This window comes from Streptomyces sp. NPDC017991 (genome assembly GCF_044328075.1).
GTDB lineage: Bacteria > Actinomycetota > Actinomycetes > Streptomycetales > Streptomycetaceae > Streptomyces.
On sequence record NZ_JBIRGP010000003.1, the window covers coordinates 606,799 to 622,151 of the forward strand.

At 72.1% G+C, this 15,353-nt stretch carries 15 protein-coding genes; 8 read left to right on the plus strand and 7 right to left on the minus strand.

From position 1 onward, the window contains the following. The first annotated feature begins 207 nt into the window (after positions 1-207). Entirely contained in the window at positions 208-2,583 is a 2,376-nt protein-coding gene (locus ACH4DZ_RS11205; protein ID WP_398286750.1) for a hypothetical protein, read from the plus strand. A 293-nt stretch (positions 2,584-2,876) separates the two neighbouring features. Here ACH4DZ_RS11205 and ACH4DZ_RS11210 read toward each other — a convergent pair whose 3' ends face one another. Further along, on the minus strand, positions 2,877-3,728 hold the full coding sequence (locus ACH4DZ_RS11210) for a tetratricopeptide repeat protein (protein ID WP_398286751.1): 852 nt from the start codon (positions 3,726-3,728) through the stop codon (positions 2,877-2,879). 17 nt (positions 3,729-3,745) lie between these two features. After that, complete coding sequence (locus ACH4DZ_RS11215; protein ID WP_398287073.1) at positions 3,746-4,804, minus strand: GNAT family N-acetyltransferase; 1,059 nt, start codon at positions 4,802-4,804, stop codon at positions 3,746-3,748. Positions 4,805-5,095: 291 nt separating this feature from the next. Between ACH4DZ_RS11215 and fdxA the strand changes: the two genes are divergently transcribed. Together fdxA and ACH4DZ_RS11225 are read left to right on the plus strand one after the other, a co-directional pair. Then, positions 5,096-5,416 (plus strand): ferredoxin, encoded by a 321-nt coding sequence (gene fdxA, locus ACH4DZ_RS11220; protein ID WP_003973842.1) that lies wholly within the window; start codon positions 5,096-5,098, stop codon positions 5,414-5,416. A gap of 144 nt (positions 5,417-5,560) precedes the next feature. Beyond that, the gene (locus tag ACH4DZ_RS11225; RefSeq protein ID WP_398286753.1) at positions 5,561-6,661 is read left to right on the plus strand and encodes a bifunctional succinyldiaminopimelate transaminase/glutamate-prephenate aminotransferase; all 1,101 of its coding nucleotides are present in this window, start codon (positions 5,561-5,563) and stop codon (positions 6,659-6,661) included. 326 nt (positions 6,662-6,987) lie between these two features. Here the strand turns inward: ACH4DZ_RS11225 and ACH4DZ_RS11230 are convergent, their stop codons facing one another. Then, on the minus strand, positions 6,988-7,425 hold the full coding sequence (locus ACH4DZ_RS11230) for an ATP-binding protein (RefSeq protein ID WP_398286754.1): 438 nt from the start codon (positions 7,423-7,425) through the stop codon (positions 6,988-6,990). A gap of 372 nt (positions 7,426-7,797) precedes the next feature. Beyond that, positions 7,798-8,817 carry a heavy metal transporter gene (locus tag ACH4DZ_RS11235; protein ID WP_398286756.1) on the minus strand — a complete coding sequence of 340 codons (1,020 nt, stop codon included), beginning with the start codon at positions 8,815-8,817 and terminating at the stop codon, positions 7,798-7,800. 114 nt (positions 8,818-8,931) lie between these two features. Between ACH4DZ_RS11235 and dapE the strand changes: the two genes are divergently transcribed. Then, positions 8,932-10,011, plus strand: coding sequence for a succinyl-diaminopimelate desuccinylase (gene dapE, locus ACH4DZ_RS11240; protein WP_398286757.1), 1,080 nt, complete (start codon positions 8,932-8,934; stop codon positions 10,009-10,011). Positions 10,012-10,122: 111 nt separating this feature from the next. Next, on the plus strand, positions 10,123-10,881 hold the full coding sequence (locus ACH4DZ_RS11245) for a TIGR00730 family Rossman fold protein (RefSeq protein ID WP_398286759.1): 759 nt from the start codon (positions 10,123-10,125) through the stop codon (positions 10,879-10,881). 139 nt (positions 10,882-11,020) lie between these two features. Here ACH4DZ_RS11245 and folP read toward each other — a convergent pair whose 3' ends face one another. After that, positions 11,021-11,881: a dihydropteroate synthase gene (folP, locus tag ACH4DZ_RS11250; protein ID WP_107020186.1), complete on the minus strand. Its 861-nt coding sequence runs from the start codon at positions 11,879-11,881 to the stop codon at positions 11,021-11,023. 139 nt (positions 11,882-12,020) lie between these two features. On the opposite strand from folP, the gene ACH4DZ_RS11255 reads away from it, so the two are divergent. Continuing rightward, a complete protein-coding gene (locus ACH4DZ_RS11255) occupies positions 12,021-12,395 on the plus strand; it encodes a DivIVA domain-containing protein (protein WP_398287074.1) in 375 nt (124 codons plus the stop codon). Beyond that, positions 12,392-12,988, plus strand: a complete 597-nt coding sequence (locus ACH4DZ_RS11260) for a DNA-3-methyladenine glycosylase I (protein ID WP_398286761.1) — start codon at positions 12,392-12,394, stop codon at positions 12,986-12,988. Before ACH4DZ_RS11255 ends, ACH4DZ_RS11260 begins: the two co-directional genes overlap by 4 nt. A 74-nt stretch (positions 12,989-13,062) precedes the next feature. Here ACH4DZ_RS11260 and ACH4DZ_RS11265 read toward each other — a convergent pair whose 3' ends face one another. After that, complete coding sequence (locus ACH4DZ_RS11265; RefSeq protein ID WP_398286762.1) at positions 13,063-13,869, minus strand: enoyl-CoA hydratase/isomerase family protein; 807 nt, start codon at positions 13,867-13,869, stop codon at positions 13,063-13,065. A gap of 361 nt (positions 13,870-14,230) precedes the next feature. Here ACH4DZ_RS11265 and ACH4DZ_RS11270 point away from each other — a divergent pair, with 361 nt between their 5' ends. Beyond that, on the plus strand, positions 14,231-14,398 hold the full coding sequence (locus tag ACH4DZ_RS11270; protein WP_003966491.1) for a DUF3117 domain-containing protein: 168 nt from the start codon (positions 14,231-14,233) through the stop codon (positions 14,396-14,398). Positions 14,399-14,503: 105 nt separating this feature from the next. On the opposite strand, the gene ACH4DZ_RS11275 is transcribed toward ACH4DZ_RS11270, so the two are convergent. After that, positions 14,504-15,202 (minus strand): O-methyltransferase, encoded by a 699-nt coding sequence (locus ACH4DZ_RS11275; RefSeq protein WP_281403130.1) that lies wholly within the window; start codon positions 15,200-15,202, stop codon positions 14,504-14,506. Positions 15,203-15,353: the final 151 nt, after the last annotated feature.

The following is a 15,353-nucleotide window of genomic DNA, read 5'->3' on the forward strand; positions in this document are numbered from 1 at the left end:
CGACGGCCGCAAAATGAGCGGGACAAGTGGCCAGTATGGTGGAGCGCGCCGCCGAGCCGCCCGAATCGAGGTCGAGGTCGAGTAACCGGGCGGTGGAGCCAACCAGGAGAACCTGCCTTGAGTCGTGAAACTGACAGTTCGTCCTCCGGGCCCAACGGGCGCGGGGGAACCGCATACCCGTCGGGGACTCCGCCGTACGGAACGCCGATGGCGTCCGACGGCACCGCCGACGCGGGGCGTGCCGCCGGTGACCGGCCGGAACAGCCCAAGACCGAGACCACGCTGACGACGCGGATCCGTATCAACATCCCCGGATCCCGGCCGATTCCGCCGGTCGTCGTGCGCACGCCCGTGGCCAACGCGGAGTCCTCCGACGCCACAGGTGCGTCCCGGTCCGCCGCCCCGGACGCCGGACCGGCCACCGGTCCCGGCGGGCCCGTGGACTCCGACACGGGGTCCCACCCCATGCCCGGTGCCGGTGGCGCCGGCGGCGGTGGCGGCGCCGAGGAGAAGCGGAGCGACTGGTTCGCCCCCCGCAAGGCCGGTGCGCCGAAGGGCGGACCGGGCGGCGGCAACGCCAACGGCGCGGGTATGGCGGCCGGTTCGAGCGCCCAGGGCCCGGCGACGGGTGCCGGTGGGGGAGTTGGCCCCTCCGGCGCACCCGGCGCACCCGGTACGCCCGCAGCGCGGCCCGGCGGCGGTACCAGCGGCGCGGGGGCGGCCGGCGCGGGCGGCACCGGACCTGTGGCCCCCGGCCACGGCGGCGGTACCGGCTCCTTCGACGTCTCCCGGGCGCTGGCGGCGGGGCCGCTGGGCACCGGGCCGGGCGGATCGCCCTATCCGACGGGCGCCACGGCGGGCGACAACGGCGGCGCCGAACCGCGCCGCGACGTACTCCCGTACTTCTCCGACGGCGGCCAGGGCGGCCAGGCCGACCAAGGCGTACAGAACGGCCAGGGCGGTCAGCGCGGGCCCGTGGGCCCGACCGGCGGCCCGGTCAGCGGCGACACGCCCCTGGCGGCCCCCGGCGCTCCGGGCGGTCAGAGCGGTCAGGGCTTCCCCGGTGGTCCCGGTGGCCCCGGTGGTGCTCCCGGCGGCCAGCCCGGCCCAGGTGGTCACCGTGCGATCGGCCCCGGCGGCCCCGGCGCCCCTGCGGGCCCGGGCGGCCACCGTGCTCCCGGCGGTCAGGGCGCTCCCGGCAACCCCGGCGCGCCCGCGGGCCCCGGCGGCCCCGGCAGCCACCGTGCTCCCGGCGGCCCCGGCCCCGGTGGTCCGGGCGCTCCCGGTGCCCCGGACGCCTCGGGCTTCCCCGGCGGCAAGGGGCCCCAGAGCGGCTCCGCCTTCTCCGGTGCCCCCGCGGGGGCCGGCCGCCCCGGTGGCGGCCTGAGCGACGACACCGCGATCCTCACCCCGCAGATCCCCGCGCCCGAACCGGGCGCGCCGGGCTACGGCGGCGCCGGTGAGAACGTATCCGGACATACCCTCACCAGCGGCATCCCCGTCGTGCCCCCCGCCCCGAACTCGCCGTTCGGACCGGGCGCGCACACCGACGGACCCCTGCCGCACCAGCCCCCGAAGCTGCCGGAACCGGTCTCACCGGCCGCGCCCGCCGCAGCCCGGACCAAGAAGAAGAAAAAGGGCCGCAACAAGCTGGTGCTGCTGGTCACCGGCGTGGTGACCCTCGGCGGCCTCGCCTACGGCGCCGGACTGCTCATGAACCACTCCGATGTCCCCAAGGGCACCAGCGTGCTCGGTGTGGACATCGGCGGCGGTACGCGCGACGAGGCCGTCCAGAAGCTCGACGACGCCTTCAAGGCGTCGGCCGCCAAACCGCTGCAGCTCTCGGTCGAGGGCGACACCGTCGCGCTCAAGCCGGACCAGGCCGGACTCCAGCTCGACAGCCAGGCCACGGTGCGGGCCGCCGCGGGCAGCGACTACAACCCCGTCTCGGTGATCGGCTCGCTGTTCGGCAACGAGCGGGTCGTCGCCCCCGTGATGCCCGTCGACGAGGAGAAGCTGGCCGCCGCCCTCGAAGGCGCCGCGGGCGGCTCCGGTTCGGCGACCGAGGGCACGATCAAGTTCCAGTCGGGCAAGGCCGTCGCCGTCTACGGCAAGGCGGGCCAGGGCATCGACATCGGCCGGTCGACCGAGGCCGTCGAGGACGCGTACCGCACCCAGGTGGAGACCGGGAAGTCGGCTCCCGTGCGGGTGCCCACCACGGCGAAGGAGCCCAAGGTCTCCAAGGCCGAGGTCGACCGCATGATGAAGGAGTTCGCGCAGCCCGCGATGTCCGGACTCGTGACCGTCAAGGCGGGCACGGCGGTGGTCCAGTTCAGCCCCGAGAACTCCCTGTGGAAGTTCCTCGGCGTCAAGGCCACCGCCGACGGCAAGCTGGTCGACTACTACGACCTGCCCGCCCTGAAGGAACTGTACGGCGGCGCGTTCGACGGTGTGACGATCGCCCGGGGCAACGGCAAGAAGACCGCCGTCACCCCGCAGGACGTGGTCGGCGCACTGCGTGAGGCACTCCTCGGCAAGACGGCGACGGACCGCGTCGGAGTGATCGAGACCAACCCCACGTAGCGGCTGCGCGCTTCGCGGAAGGTCGAGAGGGCACCGGGTGATGGCCGGGTGCCCTCTCGACCTGTCCGGACGTCCGCCGCATCGCTGCCCGAGCGGGGCGCGAGCACGAGTTGGCAGCCGCGGAGGACGCTGTCCGGTCGGCAGTACGGCCGGCGGTCGCGATGCCCGGGCCCGGCCCTGGTTGCGTCATCTGGTCGAGTTGGGCGTGGAGTTGACCGAGCGGCCTACTTCGGGTCGGTGGCGGGGCGCTGCGGGAACTGGCCGCCAAGACGTCTTGAGGGGTCGGCCGGGAGTCAGTTGAGCATCGCGCGGGCCGCGTGCGCCTGGCTGCGTACGCGGGCCGCGGCCGGTTCGTCGACGGCGGCCACGATCTCCGCGTACGCGTCGAGTTCGGTGGCTCCCGTGAGGAAGTCGCCGCGCTGTACGAGGAGCTGGGCGCGCTCGTAACGCAGGCGGGCCGGGTGCGAGGGCAGCAGGAGGGTGAGATCGACCGCCCAGAGGGCCACGTCGGAGCGTTCGGGACGGGCGGCGGCCCAGGCGCGGATGTTGTTGAGGATGCGCAGGACGACGTCGAGCGGATCGGCGGGCGAGAGCATGGACGGGTCGAGGGGCGAGCCGGTGGCGCCGGCCACCAGCAGTTCCGCGTCGGTGCCGGTCAGTACGCGCCCGCCGACGAAGGGATCGACGAGGACCTGCTGCTCGGGCGGCCCGAAGCCGACGACGAAGTGACCGGGCAGGGCGACTCCGTAGACGGGCGCCCCGGCCCTTCTCGCGACCTCCATCCACACCACGGAGAGCAGGATGGGCAGTCCGCGGCGGCGCTTCAGCACCTTGTCCAGCAGTGAGGACTCCAGTCGCTGGTAGTCGCCGGGTGTACCGCGGTAGCCGAGGCCGCCGCCGAGGTGCTCGGAGAGTGCCGTCGCCCAGGACCGGGGGCCGCCGGGCCGGAACGGCAGCTCTCCGGCCAGCCGGTCCAGCTCGATCTGGGCCGCGTCCATCCCGGCCTCGGTCAGTTCGCCGTCCGCCTGGGCGCCCACCAGCAGACACAGGGCCGACAGGTCGGGGCGTTCGGCTCGTGCCTCTTCGCCGAAGCGCCGCCGCCATTCGGCGCTTCGCGCCGGGTCGGGGGGATGTAGTGGACGCATAGCTGCTTCGTGCCCTTTCACGCCGATCGATACCGGGTCCGCGCCGCGGGGTTCTCAGTAGGGGGTTCGGGGGCGTCCGTGGGGCGGCCGGGTGCGGGTGCGTCGTGGCCGGCCGCGCCGTTCCCCGCGCCCCTTGCGGGGCCTGGGTACAGGGGACTGTCGGGTGCGGCGGCGTCGTGGCTGGTCGCGCCGTTCCCCGCGCCCTTGATGGGGGGCGGGGTTGGGGCTCGGTAGTGGTGGTAGGCGTGGTGGGGGGTGAAGGTCAGGCGGGTGTACAGGGAACGGGCGCCCGTGTTGTCCGATTCCACCTGGAGCCAGGCCGCCGAGGCGCCCTCTGCCAGGGCCTGGCGGGCCAGCGCCGTCATGACCGTGGTGGCGAGGCCCTGGCGGCGCAGCGCGGGATCCACCTCCACCGCGGCGAAACCGGCCCAGCGGCCGTCGACGACACACCGGCCGATCGCCGCGGGCACGCCCGGCTCGCTGCCGGGCACGGTCGCGAACCACACCGAGGGCCCGCCGCCCAGCACCTTCAGCGCCACCTCGCTCACGCCCTTGCGCTGGTAGCGGCTCAGCCACGCCTCGTCGGCCTCGCGCGACAGCGCGACCGTCCGGCCGGAGCCGGAGCCGGTATCCGGGAGGTCGGCCATCGGCGCCAGCGCGCCGGTCCACAGCTCCGCGGACACCTCACGCACCCACCCCCGCGCCTCCAGCTCCGCGCACAGCGCTTCCTGCGTACCCTCCGCGCCGGTGGCGGTCTGCGTATAGGCGGGCAGCCCACGGGCCGCGTACCACTCCCGTACGAGCGACAGCGCCTCGTCCAGGGGCACGCCCGGATCGCCGAGGGGCAGGACCGAATTCGCGCGCCGGGTGAAACCGGACGCGGCCCGCAGCTCCCACTCGCCGAGCCGTTCGCGCTCCACCGGCTGCCAGGCCCGTGCGGCGACCCGCGCCAGTTCCTCGTACGAGGCCGCGGGGCCCCGTCTGCGGGCCGGCGCCGAGGGAACGACCTTGCCCGCCACCAGCGTCGATTCCGAAATGCGGACGCTTTCCCCGGACCGGCGTGTGATCAGCAGCACACCGTTGTCCCATGATGTGAGAACACCGACCGTGTCGGTGAACTTCTCACCCGCGGGAGCCCCTTCGCGCATCCGTCGCACCGAGACGCGTTTGCCCACGTCAGCGGGGGTGACACGGACCTCCAGCCGGATATGTGGAGAGAAATCCACAGCTCAGTCCAACCCTCCTGTTCGGATCATGCCCAAGAACGGAGATACTAGGTGCGGGCATCGACGACGCCGCGCTCCCGCGCGCCAGGTGGCGGAGCCTGAAGACGGCTCGCCAGCGCCCTATCGAGGAGGAACGACAGCGTGACCTACGTCATCGCGCAGCCTTGTGTCGACGTCAAGGACAAGGCGTGCATCGAGGAGTGCCCGGTCGACTGCATCTACGAGGGCCAGCGGTCCTTGTACATCCACCCGGACGAATGCGTCGACTGTGGTGCCTGTGAGCCGGTCTGCCCGGTCGAGGCGATCTTCTACGAGGACGACACTCCCGAGGAGTGGAAGGACTACTACAAGGCGAACGTCGAGTTCTTCGACGAGCTCGGCTCGCCCGGTGGTGCCAGCAAGCTGGGACTCATCGAGCGCGACCACCCCTTCGTCGCAGCGCTGCCGCCGCAGAACCAGTAAGCGGCCCGTACGCCGGCGGCCCCGCCCGGCGGCAGCCGTGGGCGCCGTCTCGGTCCCGTACGGCCCGCCGCCGTGCGGGGCCGCCGTGTCTGTCTTGTCTGCCATGTCTGCCGTGTCTGCCGTGCAGAAAGTGAGCCAGAACCCGTGTCCGCAGTCTCCGACCGGCTTCCCGCCTTTCCCTGGGACAAGCTGGAGCCCTTCAAGGCGAAGGCCGCCGCTCACCCGGACGGCATCGTCGACCTCTCCGTCGGCACCCCGGTCGACCCGGTGCCCGAGCTGATCCAGAAAGCTCTGGTCGCGGCCGCCGACTCGCCCGGCTATCCGACGGTGTGGGGCACACCGGAACTGCGGGACGCGCTGGTCGGCTGGTGCGGGCGACGGCTTGGCGCCCGGGACCTCACCCACCGCAACGTCCTGCCGGTGGTCGGTTCCAAGGAACTCGTGGCCTGGCTGCCGACCCAGCTGGGACTCGGCCCGGGGGAGAGGGTGGCCTACCCGCGCCTGGCGTACCCGACGTACGAGGTCGGCGCCCGCCTCGCCCGCGCGGACCACGTGGCCTACGACGACCCGACGGACCTGGACCCCACCGGCCTGAAGCTGCTGTGGCTCAACTCCCCGTCGAACCCGACAGGCCGCGTGCTCTCCCAGCAGGAACTCACCCGGATCGTCGCCTGGGCGCGCGAGCACGGTGTCCTCGTCCTCGCCGACGAGTGCTACATCGAACTGGGCTGGGAGGCCGACCCGGTCTCCGTCCTGCACCCCGAGGTGTGCGGCGGCTCGTACGAGGGGATCGTCGCGGTCCACTCGCTGTCGAAGCGGTCGAACCTCGCGGGCTACCGGTCGGCGTTCCTCGCCGGTGACCCCGCCGTCCTGGGTGACCTGCTCCAGATCCGCAAGCACGGCGGCATGATGACGTCCGCGCCCACGCAGGCCGCCACGGTGGCCGCCCTCTCCGACGACACGCACGTCCACGAGCAGCGCGAGCGGTACGCGGCCCGCCGCGAGGCCCTCCGCGACGCCCTGGTCCGGCACGGCTTCCGCATCGAGCACAGCGAGGCCAGCCTCTACCTCTGGGCGACCCGCGACGAGTCCTGCTGGGACACGGTGGCCCACCTGGCCGCCCTCGGCATCCTGGTGGCCCCCGGCGACTTCTACGGCCCGGCGGGCGCCAAGTTCGTAAGGGTGGCCCTGACGGCAACGGACGAAAGAGTCCAGGCGGCAACAACCCGCCTGACGACGGGCTGACCCCTGAAGGCGCCCCGCAGGGGCAGCCTTTCAGGGACGCGGGGAACGGCGCGCCCGGCCGAGACGCCCCCGCACCCGAAACCCCGTGGCCAGCCCCCACAAGGGGCGCGGGGAACGGCGCGCCCAGCCACGACGCTCCCGCACCCGAAACCGCGTGGCCAGCCCCCTCAAGGGGCGCGGGGAACGGCGCGCCCAGCCACGACGCACCCGCACCCAACAACCCACCAGCCCGCCGCAGGCGCAGGCGCAGGCGCCAAAGGGCAAAGGGGCCCAGGGGAAAACCCCTGAGCCCCTTCACCGCACAAGCCGAGCAGACGGCAAGCCGATCAGCCGAGCGGCAGCCCCTGCAGCGGCAGCCCCTCGGTCGGCAGCCCGCCCTTCGAGACCGCGTCGGTCGGCAGCCCACCACCGGTCGCCGACCCCGCGGTGTCACCGAGCACGTCACCCGTGGTCCCGGCAACGTCCCCGGCGGTCTTCTGCGCGGCGGGCGTCGCGGTCTTGACGGCCTTGCCGCCCGTCTTGCCCGCGGACGGCACAGCCTTCTTCACGGCCTTGCCGCCCGTTTCGCCGGCCATCCCGGTGGCGTTCTGCGCGGCGCCGTCCACGGTGGTGCCCGCGTTGTCCAGCGCGCTCAGGCCGCCGAGGTCGGGGGTGGCCGGCAGTGCGGCCGCGCTCGCGGAGCCGGCCGCACCGACCACGGGTGCCGCTCCCGCTGCGATGAGCAGCGCGACACGGGCGATCCGACGGGTCAGGGGGAGGGACATGGTGCTCCTTTGACGGGGAGAGAACGATGAAATCTTCCGCCGTGCCCGGCAGTTGACCGACGGACTGTCGACTGGCTGCCGACCGGCTGTTGATCTTTCCGGGCTCGGACGCAGTGACTACCGCTCGAAGCCCGCGAAGGTTGCGGTGGCCCGAAGTAAAGAGTTGGTAATGCGTCGCATTATCGGCTGTGGAGAAACCCGGGCAAAGAAGGCCTGGTCGCACAGTCCGCCGAATCCCTACAGCCCTTTGCTGACAAGGGATTTGGCGTCCACGGAGCAGATGCGGGACAAGCGCGCGGAAGGGCCGCAGAAAACCGTGGCTGCCTGTCGACCTGGCACGCCGGGAGTGCCACCAACGGGTGAGGGCCCGTACTACTGCCCGGTGACGATTCGAACCTCGCCCGCGGCGTTCCGGGCGACCGGATCCTCGTCGCGCCACTCGCTCCGGGTGCTGCCGGCCGTCCACACCCGGCCCGCGTAGGAGACCCGTTCGACGTGCAGCGCGGACGAGTTGGCGACGGCCCAGTGCGCGAGGGCCCAGCCGCGCTGCCGCTGCCCGCCTCCGGTGGCCGCGGTCTTCGGCACGGGCACGGTCACCGTGCGCTTGCCCCCGGAGCCGCTCACGGAGGCGGACGGCGCGGCCGGGGTGGACGGCGTGAGCGCAGGGTCTGCCGATGGATCTGCCGACGGGTCGGCCGAAGGGCTCGTGGCCACCGCGGCGCCCGCCTCCCGGAAGGCCCCGCGCCCGAAGTCCCGTACCAGCGCGGTGCGTACCGACTCCGGGCCGCCGGGCCGTGTGTCCGGGCGGCCCTCGCAGGTGAGGGTGGCGGCGGCGCGGCCGGTCAGGGCCGCCGCGAGGAGCGTCGCGTCCGGCTCGTGCTTCGCGTACGCCTCCGGGTAGCCGCTGCGCTGGACGCGCTGCGCGGCGACGGTGAGCGGCAGTCGCTTGTAGTCGGGCACCTTGTCCAGATGCTCGTAGAACTCGCCCGCCGCGTACGCCGGATCCAGGATCTCCTGCTCGGTGCCCCAGCCCTGCGAGGGCCGCTGCTGGAAGAGCCCCAGTGAATCCCGGTCGCCATGGCCGAGGTTGCGCAGGGCGGACTCCTGGAGGGCTGTCGCGAGGGCGATCGTGACGGCCCGCTCGGGCATACCGCGGTTGGTGCCGACGGCCGAGATCGTCGCCGCGTTCACCGCCTGCTCCGAAGTGAACTCGTACGACGTGCCGTCGTCCCCGGCCGAGACGACCGTGCACTTGGGCACCCCGGACCCGCCGGTCAGGTACTGCACGGTGAGATAGGCCGCGACGCCGAGCAGTACGACGAGCGCCGCTCCGAAACGGAGGAAGCGGCCACGGCGTACGGGAGCGACGGAAGTGGGGGACGGCTCAGGCACGCGTACAAGGTACTGGAGAGTACTGTCGGGGCCGTGTGAGGTTGAGGAGATTCACCGGCCCGTGGACAAGCCTCCGGGGAGGCCGCGAGGACCGGGCGCGTTAGGGTCGACGGCATGGCCGACACCCCTCTTGACCTCACGCTGGACGCCGCCCGGCTCACCGCGCGGCTCGTCGACTTCCCGTCCGAGAGCGGCACGGAGAAGCCCCTCGCGGACGCCGTCGAGACCGCCCTGCGCGCCCTGCCGCACCTCACGGTCGACCGGTACGGCAACAACGTCGTCGCGCGGACGAACCTGGGCCGGGCCGAGCGCGTGGTCCTGGCCGGGCACATCGACACGGTGCCCATCGCGGACAACGTGCCGTCGCGCCTGGACGAGGACGGCGTGCTCTGGGGCTGCGGCACCTGCGACATGAAGTCGGGCGTCGCGGTACAGCTGCGGATCGCGGCCACGGTGCCGGCCCCCAACCGCGACCTCACCTTCATCTTCTACGACAACGAAGAGGTCGCCGCAGACCTGAACGGCCTCAAGCATGTGGCCGAGGCCCGTCCGGAGTGGCTTGAGGGCGACTTCGCGGTCCTCCTGGAGCCCTCCGACGGACAGGTCGAGGGCGGCTGCCAGGGGACCCTGCGGGTGCTCCTGAGGACCACGGGGGAGCGGGCGCACTCGGCGCGCGGCTGGATGGGCTCGAACGCCATCCACGCCGCCTCCGCGATCCTCGCCCGCCTCGCCTCCTACGAGCCGCGTTACCCGGTCATCGACGGCCTCGAATACCGCGAGGGCCTGAACGCCGTCGGGATCTCGGGCGGGGTGGCGGGCAACGTGATCCCCGACGAGTGCGTGGTGAGCGTCAACTTCCGTTACGCGCCCGACCGCAGCGAGGAGGAGGCCCTCGCCCACGTCCGCGAGGTCTTCGCCGACTGCCGCGTGGCCGAGTTCGTCGTCGACGACCACAGCGGGGCGGCGCTGCCCGGCCTCTCGCATCCGGCCGCGGCGGCCTTCATCGAGGCCGTCGGAGGCACCCCGCAGCCCAAGTACGGCTGGACGGACGTCTCCCGCTTCAGCGCGCTGGGCGTCCCGGCGGTCAACTACGGCCCCGGCAATCCGCACTTGGCACACAAGCGGGACGAACGGGTCGAAACCGCCAAAATCCTGGCGGGCGAGGAACGGCTGAGGGCCTGGCTGACGGCCTGACCGGCCACCGCGCCGGCGGCCCGATCCGAGGCGGACATGCCGGCGTCCCCCCTCCTTAACCCGTGTAGATCTACGCTGAGGTGGAACGATCGGCAAGCGGAGGGAGCGGACATGGCTACCGGCAACCCCGAGGGCAGCAAGCAGCCACCGGAGGAGCAGCAGCTGGGCCCCGTGCTGCGCAGGCGGGGGCAGGTGCAGGCGAGCACGACGGACCAGCGGCTGCTGGACGCCGGCGGGCCGTCGGACTGGGTGCACACCGATCCCTGGCGCGTGCTGCGCATCCAGTCGGAGTTCATCGAGGGCTTCGGCACGCTGGCCGAACTCCCGGCCGCCATCAGTGTTTTCGGCTCGGCGCGCACACCGGCGGGCTCGCCCGAGTACGAGGCGGGGGTCGCGCTCGGCCGAGGCCTGGTCGAGGCGGGCTTCGCGGTGATCACCGGCGGTGGCCCCGGGGCCATGGAGGCCGCCAACAGGGGCGCCTGCGAGGCGAAGGGCATCTCCGTCGGCCTCGGCATCGAGCTGCCCTTCGAGCAGGGGCTCAACGAGTACGTCGACATCGGTCTCAACTTCCGGTACTTCTTCGTCCGCAAGATGATGTTCGTCAAGTACGCGCAGGGGTTCGTGGTGCTGCCGGGCGGCCTCGGCACGCTCGACGAACTCTTCGAGGCCCTCACCCTCGTGCAGACCCAGAAGGTCACGCGCTTCCCGATCGTGCTCTTCGGTACGGAGTACTGGGGCGGGCTGGTCGACTGGCTCAAGAACACCCTGATCGCCCAGGGCAAGGCGTCGGAGAAGGACCTGCTCCTGTTCCACCTCACGGACGACGTGGACGAGGCGGTGGCCCTGGTCTCCAAGGAGGCGGGGAGGTAGGAGGGGCTTCCGCCCCTGCCTCGGGGGCGCTGCCCCCGACCCCCGCCGCTCCTCAAACGCCGGAGGGGCTACCCACTCAGCCTGTCCGGCGTTTGAGGACGAGCGCGCAGCGCGATACGGGGGGCGGGGGCGAGAACCCCTACGCCAGCCCCCGCCGGGCCACGGCCGGCGGACGGTGGCCCGCGATCGACGCCACCATGTCCAACACCTGCCGCGTCTCCGCGACCTCATGCACCCGATACACCTGAGCCCCCAGCCACGCCGACACGGCAGTGGTCGCGAGCGTCCCCACCACCCGCTCCTTGACCGGCCGGTCGAGCGTCTCGCCCACGAAGTCCTTGTTGGACAACGACACCAGCACCGGCCACCCCGTGGACACCATCTCCCCGAGCCGCCGCGTCGCCTCCAGACTGTGCCGCGTGTTCTTCCCGAAGTCGTGCCCAGGGTCGATCAGCACGGACTCCCGGGGCACCCCGAGGGACACCGCCCGCTCGGCCAGCCCCACCGTCACCTCCAGGATGTCGGCCATGACGTCGTCGTAGGCGATGCGATGCGGCCGCGTACGAGGCTGGGTACCGCCCGCGTGCGTGCACACGATGCCCACCCCGTACCGCCCGGCGACCTCGGCGAGTCGCGGATCGACCCCGCCCCAGGCGTCGTTCAGCAGGTCCGCGCCGGCCTCGCACACGGCCTCGCCGACCTCGTGCCGCCAGGTGTCGACGCTGATGATCACGTCGGGGAAGCGGCGCCGTACCTCGGCGACGAACCCGACGGTCCGCCGCGCCTCCTCCTCGGCGGTCACTTCCTCGCCCGGCCCGGCCTTGACCCCGCCGATGTCGATGACGGCGGCTCCCTCGGACACCGCCTGCTCCACGCGTGCGAGCGCAGGCTCGTCGCGGAAGGTGGCTCCCTGGTCGTAGAAGGAGTCCGGGGTCCGGTTCACGATCGCCATGATCACCGGCTCGTGCGCGTCGAACTCGCGCCTGCCCAGCCTGAGCATCCCCTGTGACCTCTCCCAGTAGTTGTCGCCGTCGGGCCGCCTGCGACCCTAACGGTCAGAGTCGCATGGCACGATCGGTGCCTGACACTTTCCGTGCCGACGCGCCCCGCGTCGGCATCAGAGCGTGGGGACCTCAGAGATGTTCATGTTCCTGTTCCTGGTCGTCGCCCTCGTCGTCGTGGTCGGCGCGGTGACCCTCTCCGTCGTGGGAGGCGGTGACAGCGGCGCCCTCCCCGAGGCGCTGCCGGAGCGTCTGCGGGACCCGCTTCCCCCGGACCGCCCGGTGCACCGCGGCGACGTGGAGGCGCTGCGCTTCCCGCTGACCCTGCGCGGCTACCGCATGGCGGACGTGGACGACGCCCTCAACCGCCTCGGCGCCGAACTGGCCGAGCGGGACGCCCGTATCGCCGACCTGGAGGCCGCCCTGTCCGGCGCCCGCTCGGCCACGGCTCCCTCCGCGACCGCCTCCCCGGCCACCTCCCTGGAGAAGCCCGCGGAGGAGGACCACCGGTGAGCGACGCCCTGAAGGGTGCGGACGGGGCTCTGCGCTGCCCCTGGGCGCTGTCCACCGACGACTACGTGGCGTACCACGACGAGGAGTGGGGGCGCCCGGTCCACGGCGACGACGCGCTGTACGAGCGGCTGTGCCTGGAGGCCTTCCAGTCGGGTCTGTCCTGGATCACGATCCTGCGTCGCCGCGAGGGCTTCCGGGCCGCCTTCGCGGCGTTCAGGATCGCCGATGTGGCGACTTTCACGGACACCGACAAGGAGCGTCTCCTCGCCGACACGGGGATCATCCGCAACCGCGCCAAGATCGAGGCGACGGTCGCCAACGCGCGCGTGCTCGTCGACTGGGCGCCGGGCGAACTGGACGAGCTGATCTGGTCCTTCGCCCCGGACCCGGCCTCGCGCCCCGCCCCGAAGGCGCTGTCCGACGTTCCGGCGGTGACCGACGAGTCGACCGCCCTCTCCAGGACCCTCAAGAAGCGGGGCATCCGCTTCGTGGGCCCCACCACGGCCTACGCCCTGATGCAGGCCTGCGGCCTGGTCAACGACCATTTGGCGGACTGCGCCTCCCGGAAAGGCGCCCCGAAGGGGGCCTTTTAGGGGCGCGGGGAACTGCGTGCCCGGCCCCCACCGGACCGGCACCGTCGAACCGAACCAATCCGGTCCCCCTTCGGCTACCGGCCCAGGTACTTCGGCTTCTCCTTGTTGACGAACGCCTGTACGGCGATCAGGTGATCCTCTGATTCCCCCGCCCGCGTCTGCAGCTCGTCCTCCTTCTCCAAGGTCTCGTCCAGCGAGTGCGCGAGCCCGAACGCGAGGGACTCCTTGAGCGCGGCGTACGCGAGAGTCGGCCCCTCGGCCAGGGAGCGGGCCAGCTTCAACCCCTCCGCGGCCAGCTCCGCGGACGGCACGATCCGATTCGCGATCCCCAGCTCGTACGCCTCCTGCGCGGTGATGCTGCGCGGGAAGAGCAGCAGGTCGGCGGCGCGGGAGGGCCCGACGACCCGGGGCAGCGTCCAGGAGATCCCGGAGTCGGCGGTGAGCGCGACCCCGGCGAACGACGTGTTGAAGGCGGCCGTGTCGGCGACGATGCGGTAGTCCGCGGCGAGCGCGAAGCCGAAACCCGCGCCGGCCGCGACGCCGTTGACGGCCGCCACCACCGGCTTCGCCGCACCCGTCAGAGCCCGCACGATCGGGTTGTAATGCTCCTGGACCGTGCTCATGACGCCCTCGCCCGCGCCCGACTCGCGCGCCGCCAGCAGTCCGCCGACATGCTCCTTGAGGTCCTGGCCCACACAGAACGCCCGGTCGCCGGCGGCGGTGAGGAGCACGGCCCGTACGGACTCGTCCGCCGCGGCGGCCTGTGCCGCCTCGCGGAAGGCGACCTTGGTCGCGGTGTTCATCGCGTTCATCGCCTCGGGGCGGTTCAGCGTGATCGTCGCGAGTCCGTCGCTCACCTCGTAGAGCACGGTGTCGGCCATGATGGTCCCCTCAGGAGTTGCGGATCCGTCGTACCCGTCGGTACGCACTGCTTCCGAGGACAGCATGGCGGAGATCACGGTGGGCGGCGGCGTTCGTACATGTGACCTGCGTCAAAGAATTCCGGTGTCCGAAAGTCCATGCAGTGGCGCAGTATCGCAGTCACACCGCCGAAATGGGTGGTTTTGATCAAGCGCGTTGCGCAAGCGATGCCGACTGATGTTGGTCATCGGGTCCTGAGATGCGGGATAATGGCTGGGAAGCAATGTGTTCGATGCCGGTGACGCGTGTCCGACGAGAGGACGCGTGCCCTTCAACGGGGCCGTCGGCGACGATGAGCTGGTTTCAGGAAGGGGAACGAGCATGGCGGCCATGAAGCCGCGGACGGGCGATGGCCCGCTCGAGGTGACAAAGGAGGGGCGGGGCATCGTCATGCGCGTTCCGCTCGAAGGCGGCGGACGGCTCGTCGTGGAGCTGACCCCCGACGAGGCTGACGCGCTCGGCGACGCCCTCAAGAAGGTCGTCGGCTGACGCGGAACGCGACCATACCCTTCCACTGCCCCGGCATCAACGCGATGCCGGGGCAGTGGTATTTCCTGGGATTCCGGGGGCTCAGGGGGTTTCAGGGGGCCCGGATCAGCGCTTGACCGCGCACAGCAGGCCGTCGCCCACCGGCAGCAGTGAGGGAACCAGCTCCTGGCTCTCGCGGATCGCGCGCAGCAGTTCGCGCAGCCGCAGCACCTCCGTGGGCTGCGGGCCCGACTCCACCGTGCGCCCGTTCGCGAACACGCCCTCGAAGACGACGAGGCCGCCCACTCGGAGCAGGCGCAACGATTCAGCGAGGTAGTCGAGGCACTCCAGCCGGTCGCCGTCGCAGAAGACGAGGTCGTAGCCCGCGTCCGCGAGCCGGGGCAGGACGTCCAGCGCGCGGCCCGGGATGAAGCGGGCCCGGTTGCTGGCGAAGCCGGACGCCCGGAAGGCCTGGCGGGCGAACTGCTGGTGCTCCGGCTCGGGATCCACGGTCGTCAGTACGCCGTCCGGTCGCATGCCGTGCAGCAGATGAATACCGGAGACTCCGGTTCCGGTACCGATCTCCGCGACCGCCTTGGCGTCCACGGTGGCAGCGAGCAGTCGCAGCGCGGCGCCCGTGCCGGGCGACACCGAGCGCAGCCCTGCTTCCCGGGCCCGGTCCCGGGCCCAGTGCAGTGCCTCGTCCTCGGCGACAAAGGCGTCGGCGAACGCCCAGCTCGTCAGCCGGTTGCCGGTAATGGCCCTCTCCTGTCCCCGTGGTTGCCTGGGCGTGACTGTATCCGTTGCCGCCGGGAACCCGCAGATGGGACCAGGCGTTTAGAGAGGGTGGGGAACACGGGTCGGGAACTGCACGGGGGTGGCGGATGGAGCGGGACGGCCGGCAAGTGCTGACGCAGCCATATGAGCGCGTATCAATTTCTCGTAAAACCGCTTATCCGGAGCTAACGGGCGAGGT